Genomic DNA, 7303 nt, shown 5'->3' with positions numbered 1-7303 from the left:
TAACTTGGACTTTTTACTTACGTAAAAATGCAACTTGGACTGATGGTAAACCGGTAGTGGCTGCTGATTATGTTTATGCTTGGCAACGCATTATCGATCCAAAAACCGGAAGTTTAGGGGCAGACTATATTTCTACTTTAAACTTAAAAAACACTAGTGCTATTAGAGATGGAAAAATGCCAAGTAGTGCTTTAGGAGTAGAAGCTAAAGATGACTTTACCTTAGTTCTACATTTAGAAAAACCAACTCCTTGGCTCTTAGATACCGTTACTCTCTTACCTACTGCTCCAGTACGTAAAGATATTATTGAAAAATACGGACAATCTTGGACAGCTCCACAAAATATCGTTTCTAATGGACCATATAAATTAGTCACTAACCGTTTAAATGAATTAGTTTCTTTTAATCTTCGTGATGACTATTGGGATCGTAAAAATATTTACATTACCAAAATCAACTATGAGGTTTTACCTAAAGGAATGAGTTCTTACCTTAAATACTTAGCGGGAGAGTTCTATACTGCACGCATCCCAGCTCAATATATTGAGCAAGTATTAACTCAACGTAAAGATGAACTCATTGCTGAACCTTATCCTTCAACTTATGCTATTGTTATAAATACGAGACGTCCGCAACTCCAAAATCCTCAAGTACGTCAAGCTTTAAGTTTACTTATCGATCGTAACTTAATTGCTCAAAAATTCTATCGTTTTTATACGCCAACAACTATAGTTGCTCCGGTAATTCTTGCCGATGGGAGTAAACAACAAGAACAAGTTTCTTTACTCGAACCTAAAGAGCGTCAAGCGAATCAACAAAAAGCGATTACCCTCTTAAAAAATGCTGGTTACAGTAAAGAAAATCCTCTAGTTGTTAACTGGGTGTATACTCGAGGTAATGAAGCTGATCGTAATAATATTGCTATAAGTAGTATGTTAAGTGATTTTTCACAAGGATTGGTAAAAGTTAATCTCGTAGCTAATGACTTAACTACCTACTATTACAAGATTCAACACTATGACTTTGATTTAGCTTTCTATATTATGAATGCTGATTTCTATCATGTAGCAAGCTTTTTCAATGTGTTTAATCCAGGCAATAGTAATAACTTTTCAGGTTGGACTGATCCAGAGTTTACAAAACTCTACGACTTAGCTTATCAAACCAAAGACGAATCTAAACGTCAAGAAATTTATCAACAAATGAACTTAATTTTACAAGAGCAAGTTCCTGTAATTCCTTTCCTCTTAAGTTCAAGAGTAATTGTCAAATCTCCTGCCTTAGGTGGGTTTAATGGCACCTTACCTTTTACTTATATGCGAGATTACTATTTAATTGCAGATAAACATATAGCTCCGGTAAAATAATTAATTAAAGAGAGAACCAAAAGTTCTCTCTTTACTTTTTATTCTTTTGTTATAATAAAATCTGACAAAAAACAATACTAAATTAAAAAAATGCATATTCATTTAGACAATATCTCTTTTACAAGAGGCAACCAAGAATTTCACTTTAACTTAAGTATCCCTCAAGGACAAAAGGTAGCCATTATTGGGGAATCTGGAGCCGGTAAATCAACTCTGATTAACTTAATTGCTGGTTTTGTTCCCTTTACTCAAGGTAACCTTTATATTAACCAAAAAAAAGCTAATAATTTACTTCCAAGCGATAGAGAATGTTTTTTAGTCTTTCAAGAAAATAATCATTTTCCTCATTTAACGATTGCTAAAAATATCGCTTTGGCTTTTGCTCATAGTAAATTATCGACAGGACAAAAAAATGAGCAAATAGAACAGATCCTCTCTCGCCTTAATATTAAGGAAATTGCAAATAAATTACCGCAAAACTGCTCTGGAGGACAATTACAACGAGCAGCTTTAGCTCGTGGCTTTTTATTTCCCCGTTCAATTCTCCTCTTAGATGAACCCCTCTCGGCTCTCGATCCAGAAAATGCAGCTAATGTTGTTAGCTACTTACAAGAACAAGAAAAAACTATTTTAATAGTTACTCATGATCTTGAAGCGGTTAGTCCAATTGTCGATCGTGTTATTTGTATTCGAAATGGACACATAATTGAAGATTATTTAATTAAAAAAAATCCTTCGGCTTAAGCGAAGGATTTTATTTGTTCATCAGAAATTACCGTAAAATGATTTGCCAATAGGTGATCATTTTTTAGTTTAGGGTCATTAAACCAACGTTGAGGCACGATAATTCGGGCTTGTTGATGTTGATTTAAATACCCACCCCACCAAGAAAAAGTAGAGTTTCCTAAAATATTATGGTGACAACGACTCATAAGGAGCATAGCTAAGTAATCAGGTACTTGATCAGGAATATATTCTATCGCCACACAGTTACTTGGATAAGAAAATGCTTGTTGACACCAAGGGATATCATCAGAAAATACCACCAGCTTAAATTTTTCTAAATCTGCAAAATGACTTAAAGCTAATTGATAATAAGCGGTTTCAAGAACTCTACAAGTATCAGGAAAACGTAAATAATCTCCTCGACGTACATGTAAAGAAACTGTAGGAAGTTCAGCACTTAAATACTTAGTTTCTAGTTCTTTTAATTCCAACTCTTGTTCCGGAGGTAAACTAAAGAGTTTTAAAATATCTTGACGATAATGTTTAAAATAATGATAACTCATTAAATGAGTATCCATAACTACATGCACTTGCTGACGGGCAAAAGGATCCAAATTAAAAAGTACATGCTCTCCAGGCAAATCTAAAGTTAATGAGCTTTTGACATGTAAATCATCAACCATTGCCTTAATAATGGCAATACGCTCAGGAGTTCCCAAAGGCACTTGCCAAAAAATATTATCTACGTAATTCGGAAAAGTACGTCCTTGGATTAAAGTATGATCGGTATTGTTGACATACCATCTTTGCCCCAAAGCCCGTGCCATCGCATAGGTGCCGGCAATCATAAACATTTGATTGCCAAGACCACCTGAAGGATAAAGTAAAAACATATAATTATTTAATGCCGTATTTAGCTTTAAGTTTATCTATGGTTCCATCTGCTTTTAATTTCTCAATCGAAGCATTTAAAGCATTTAATAAATTTGTATCTCCTTTACGTACGGCAATACCTGTACCTTGAGAAATTAAAGGACTATATACTGGAGCTCCTAGAACTTTTACTTTTTGTGATTTATCATTTAAATATTTGCTTGCTACATCTAAAGATTCAAATACAGTTTGCACTCTTCCACCTTTTAGATCTAACATTGCGGTATCAAATGAAGGATAGGTTTTTAATTGAACATTTTTTTTCTCACTTTGTAAGTAAGATAATAAAGTTGTACCTTGTTGGACACCAATATTTTTTAGTTCATCTATACTTTGGAGATTACTATCTTCATTAACAATATATACAGCTGCCGATGGTTCAATGTAAGGAACGGTAAAGTTTACACGTTTTTTACGATCATCGGTAATTGATAAAGCCGATACTACCATATCTGTTTTTCTAAATAACAGATTTGGAATTAAACCATCAAAAGCTCCACGATCTAACTTACAAGTAACCCCAAGATCAGCACAAATATAGTTAATTAACTCCACATCAAAACCGGTAAACTCTCCTTTTTCATTTAAATATTCATAAGGATAGTAACCATCTTCAATGCCAATAGTTAGAGTTGAAGGTAAATTATTTGCCTGAGCTAAAGCTACAGTTGAAACTCCTAATGCACAAGTTGTTAAGATTTTTTTAATAAATTTCTGCACTTATCCTCATGCATTTTTAATAAAAACCCCGCTAAAACTCTTATATCTTCTTTTTTTATCGGTAAGAAAATTAAGAGCGAGAGAATAATCTTTTGATAAAATAAAGAAGTTAAATAATTTTTAGATAGTTAAGATAGTTTTTATGACTAAAATTCAAGTATTACCTCCCTTAGTCGCAAATCAAATCGCTGCCGGAGAAGTAGTAGAAAGACCTGCTTCAATTGTAAAAGAACTTATTGAGAACTCAATTGATGCTCAAAGCACCCAAATTCTAATTGAGATTGAAGATGGAGGCAAGCAATTAATCCGCATTCGTGATAATGGGATAGGAATTGAAAAAGAACAGTTAGACTTAGCTTTAGCTCCGCATGCTACTTCCAAATTACGAGATATTGCTGACTTAGAAACCTTAATTAGTTACGGATTTCGTGGTGAGGCCTTAGCTTCAATTAGTTCAGTTTCCAAGCTGACTCTAACTTCTCGTCATCAACAAGCGGAAGTAGGCTGGCAAATTTATAATCAGGGAAAAGAATATCGTACGAGTTCGAGCCCTATAGCTCACCCTATAGGGACAACCATTGAAGTACAAGAGTTATTCTATAATACTCCCGCACGACAAAAATTCTTAAAAAGTGCTAATGTTGAATTTAATCATATCGAAGATTTAATTCAACGTTTAGCCATTGTCAATCCACATATAGATTGGACTTTAACTCACAATGGTAAACAAAGACTTCGTTTACCTAAACTCGAAAAAGAGGCATTTAGAGAACGTATCCTCCAAGCTATGCCTCAAACGTTCAGTGATACAGCCGTAGAAATTTGTGCAAGTGTAAAACTATTTAATTTAAAATTACGTTTAATCCTCGAACCTAATGCAGCTTTATCTCTCAAAAGTAACCGTATTCAATACAGTTATATTAACCAAAGAATGATCAAAGATAAAGTGATCATTAGTGCGGTTAAACAAGCGTTTACCGAACTCTTTAATAATGTAAACTTAAATTATATTCTCTTTTTGGAAATAGACTCCTCTGCTTTAGATATTAATGTGCATCCTGCAAAAGCGGAAGTGAGATTTGTCGATGCCCATAAAGTACATAGTTTTATTTTTCAAAATCTCTATGTACAATTAGCAAAAATTCGTAATTTTGATCCAAAAATCGTTGATTTAGTTTTAGCTAACCGTAATGAAGATCAAGAACTAATTGATCGTAGTCAACTTGAGTTAAAGGAAGTAATTACCCAAACTCCGAGTAATTTTACTTTTAAATCAAAACAACAGGACTTTACCTCTAAAACGGTAAAAATAAGTAGTTTTGATAATAAAAAAGAATTTGAAAGCTTTAAAAATTTAAAAAGCATTCCTAAAACTCAAGAACTTAAAACCTCAACTGTTAAACCTAAAGAATTCATTCATGCTACTAAACTTGACGACGCTTTAGTCACAAGTGATGATCCTTTATTAGAGCAATTAACCGAAGATCTCTTTAAACTACCAGCAAGTGAAAGTAAGGAGAATTTGCCTACTCCAAAAGAAGTTAACTCTATATGCAACTCATTACTTACTTCTGCAGAACAAAAACAGGAAAACTTTGACCTCCAAAATCATAAGTCTACAGATTTAATCCAAAGTTTTTCGCAACCAACTCTTGAACAAAGTCAAGCAAGTCAAAGTAAGCAAGGAAATCAAAATCTGCAAAGTCAAAATACCAAAGAAAGCCACAACAATCAACTGCAAACTGACTTTGCTTATTTTAAACAACTAGCCGAAGAATCTAAGCAAGAGCAAAAACCATTTGCTACGCAAGCTGAGAAAAAATTCTCTTTTAATTACCAACAGATCAAAGAGCAAAGGCAAGCGGAAAAAAATAAACAAACCATGTTGGCTTCCTTATTAGGAGAAGCAGAGGTAAAAGATCAATTTACGCCATCGGTTAAAGCTAATGAGTCCATTTCGCTTAACACAAAGACATCTTCATTATTTAAGCAATTAATGGATCAAGAACTGAATTGTTCTTCTCCTGTAATTGCTGGAGTAAAAATTAATCTCAATCTAGCTTCTTGGTTAACTCCTGAAGTTTTTAATTTGCTCTTAGAAAATACTGATCTAAAAGAAAAACTCCTTAAACGGCATGAGCCTTTAAATCCTCAAGACTTTACCCGTCCACATTGGTTTATCCAAAAACTTGAACAAAAATTTACTATTTTAACTAGTCTTGAACAGCAAACTCTTTGGCAATATCAAAGTAAAGTTTATCTCGTAGATAATCTCACTTTAGCCTCGACTATAGCTAAATATCTCCTTGCTCAAGCTTCTCTAATTAATCTTTCAGAGTATAAAGAGCAAAAAGAAAAATTAATTAATTTTGCTCACTTCTTACAAACCAATGATCTAGCGCAAGAGCAGGTTTTTGCTACTTGCTTATTACTTTGTGAGGGTCTAGATTTATTTCAGGATGAACTTATTTCTCAATTACAAGAATTATCCTACCCAATTTTATAACTGGTTAAAATTATAAAGTTTGGGTATAATATGCAGGGAACAACCATTACTAAGATTTAAATCGAAAAGACAAACACTTAATTTAAATTTATGTTTAAACTAAAACAAATTATTACTACTCTTGCTTTAACAAGTCTTCTTGCTTCATGTGCAGGAGTAAATGCATATAAAGAACAAGCTAAAATACCTCTGACGCCTGAACCTGAACAAACAGTAGAAGCAGATGGAGTAGTTTTAAACTCTCAAGGAATTGATTTTGGCAAAGCTTATAGAGCTTACGTTAATAATGATTTAGATAGATTTCAAGCTTTTAACCGCTGGTCATTTAATCTCAATACCAATTTTCTTGATCGCTATTTTCTTCGTCCTCTTGCCGTTCTAAATATGAATTATGTCTCACCAGATTTACAAAATGCTTTGGTGAACTTTTCTAGTTATTTAGATGAACCAGCAACTCTAGTTTCTAACCTTGCAACTGGGCAATTTAAAGAATCAGGAAAAGATCTAACTCGTATTCTTGTAAATGGAATATTTGGGTTAGGCATGATTGATTGGGCTTCGGCAATGGGAGTTGACTCCAATGGAAATAACTTTGACTTTGCTCTTGCCTATTACAATGTAAAACCAGGTTCTTATTGGGTATTACCAGGTTATAACTCTACAGTAACCCGTAAATTTATTGCTCAAACTCTAGTGCAAAATAGTCTAGTTTCTGCAGGCTATTCAGCTATTATTAATGGAAGTACCATATACATCACTCTTCCTCTTAACTTATATACGGCAATCGTATCTCGTGGACAATTAATCTCACAAGAAAATATGGTGTTTGCAGCACAAGATCCGTATGCGATGTTTAAATCTATTTGGATTCAAAATTACAACTTTAATCTTGCTAAAGCAACTGGCAAACCCCAGCCTCAAGCAAGCGAATCTTCTATAGATTTAGATTTATTAAATCAATTCAATTAATAAAAATCCCGTTAACTTAGTGTTAGCGGGATTTTTATTAATTAAGTATAGAAACCGAACATTTTTTATATAAATTTTAGCG

6 protein-coding genes are annotated in these 7303 nt (G+C 33.3%); 4 read left to right on the top strand and 2 right to left on the bottom strand.

Translation table 11 applies throughout. The features are described from left to right. Window positions 1-1367: peptide ABC transporter substrate-binding protein (locus tag CKF59_RS06305; protein ID WP_147397138.1), on the top strand; the 1367-nt coding region annotated here is incomplete at its 5' end. A 90-nt stretch (window positions 1368-1457) separates the two neighbouring features. Then, complete coding sequence (locus CKF59_RS06300) at window positions 1458-2111, top strand: ATP-binding cassette domain-containing protein (RefSeq protein WP_119535100.1); 654 nt, start codon at window positions 1458-1460, stop codon at window positions 2109-2111. Here CKF59_RS06300 and CKF59_RS06295 read toward each other — a convergent pair. Beyond that, window positions 2108-2986, bottom strand: coding sequence for an alpha-1,2-fucosyltransferase (locus tag CKF59_RS06295; RefSeq protein ID WP_119535099.1), 879 nt, complete (start codon window positions 2984-2986; stop codon window positions 2108-2110). The two genes, CKF59_RS06300 and CKF59_RS06295, sit on opposite strands and share 4 nt — an antisense overlap. A 4-nt stretch (window positions 2987-2990) precedes the next feature. After that, window positions 2991-3746: a substrate-binding periplasmic protein gene (locus CKF59_RS06290; protein WP_119535098.1), complete on the bottom strand. Its 756-nt coding sequence runs from the start codon at window positions 3744-3746 to the stop codon at window positions 2991-2993. Between the two features lie 142 nt (window positions 3747-3888). Between CKF59_RS06290 and mutL the strand changes: the two genes are divergently transcribed. Then, the gene (mutL, locus tag CKF59_RS06285; protein WP_119535097.1) at window positions 3889-6252 is read left to right on the top strand and encodes a DNA mismatch repair endonuclease MutL; all 2364 of its coding nucleotides are present in this window, start codon (window positions 3889-3891) and stop codon (window positions 6250-6252) included. Window positions 6253-6342: 90 nt separating this feature from the next. Next, a complete protein-coding gene (locus tag CKF59_RS06280) occupies window positions 6343-7221 on the top strand; it encodes an MlaA family lipoprotein (protein WP_119535096.1) in 879 nt (292 codons plus the stop codon). The last annotated feature ends 82 nt before the right edge of the window (window positions 7222-7303 follow it).

Origin of the sequence: Psittacicella gerlachiana (genome assembly GCF_003585965.1) — a bacterium.
Classification (GTDB): Bacteria; Pseudomonadota; Gammaproteobacteria; order Enterobacterales; family Psittacicellaceae; genus Psittacicella; species Psittacicella gerlachiana.
Note: the sequence above shows the minus strand (reverse complement) of the source record. Positions and strands in the feature narration are given on the sequence as shown.

Excerpts from the sequence above, each read along its gene's own strand:
- CKF59_RS06300 (WP_119535100.1), top strand. The coding sequence starts at position 1,458 with ATGCATATTCATTTAGACAATATCTCTTTTACAAGAGGCAACCAAGAA.
- CKF59_RS06295 (WP_119535099.1), bottom strand. The coding sequence starts at position 2,986 with ATGTTTTTACTTTATCCTTCAGGTGGTCTTGGCAATCAAATGTTTATG.
- mutL (WP_119535097.1), top strand. The coding sequence starts at position 3,889 with ATGACTAAAATTCAAGTATTACCTCCCTTAGTCGCAAATCAAATCGCT.
- CKF59_RS06280 (WP_119535096.1), top strand. The coding sequence starts at position 6,343 with ATGTTTAAACTAAAACAAATTATTACTACTCTTGCTTTAACAAGTCTT.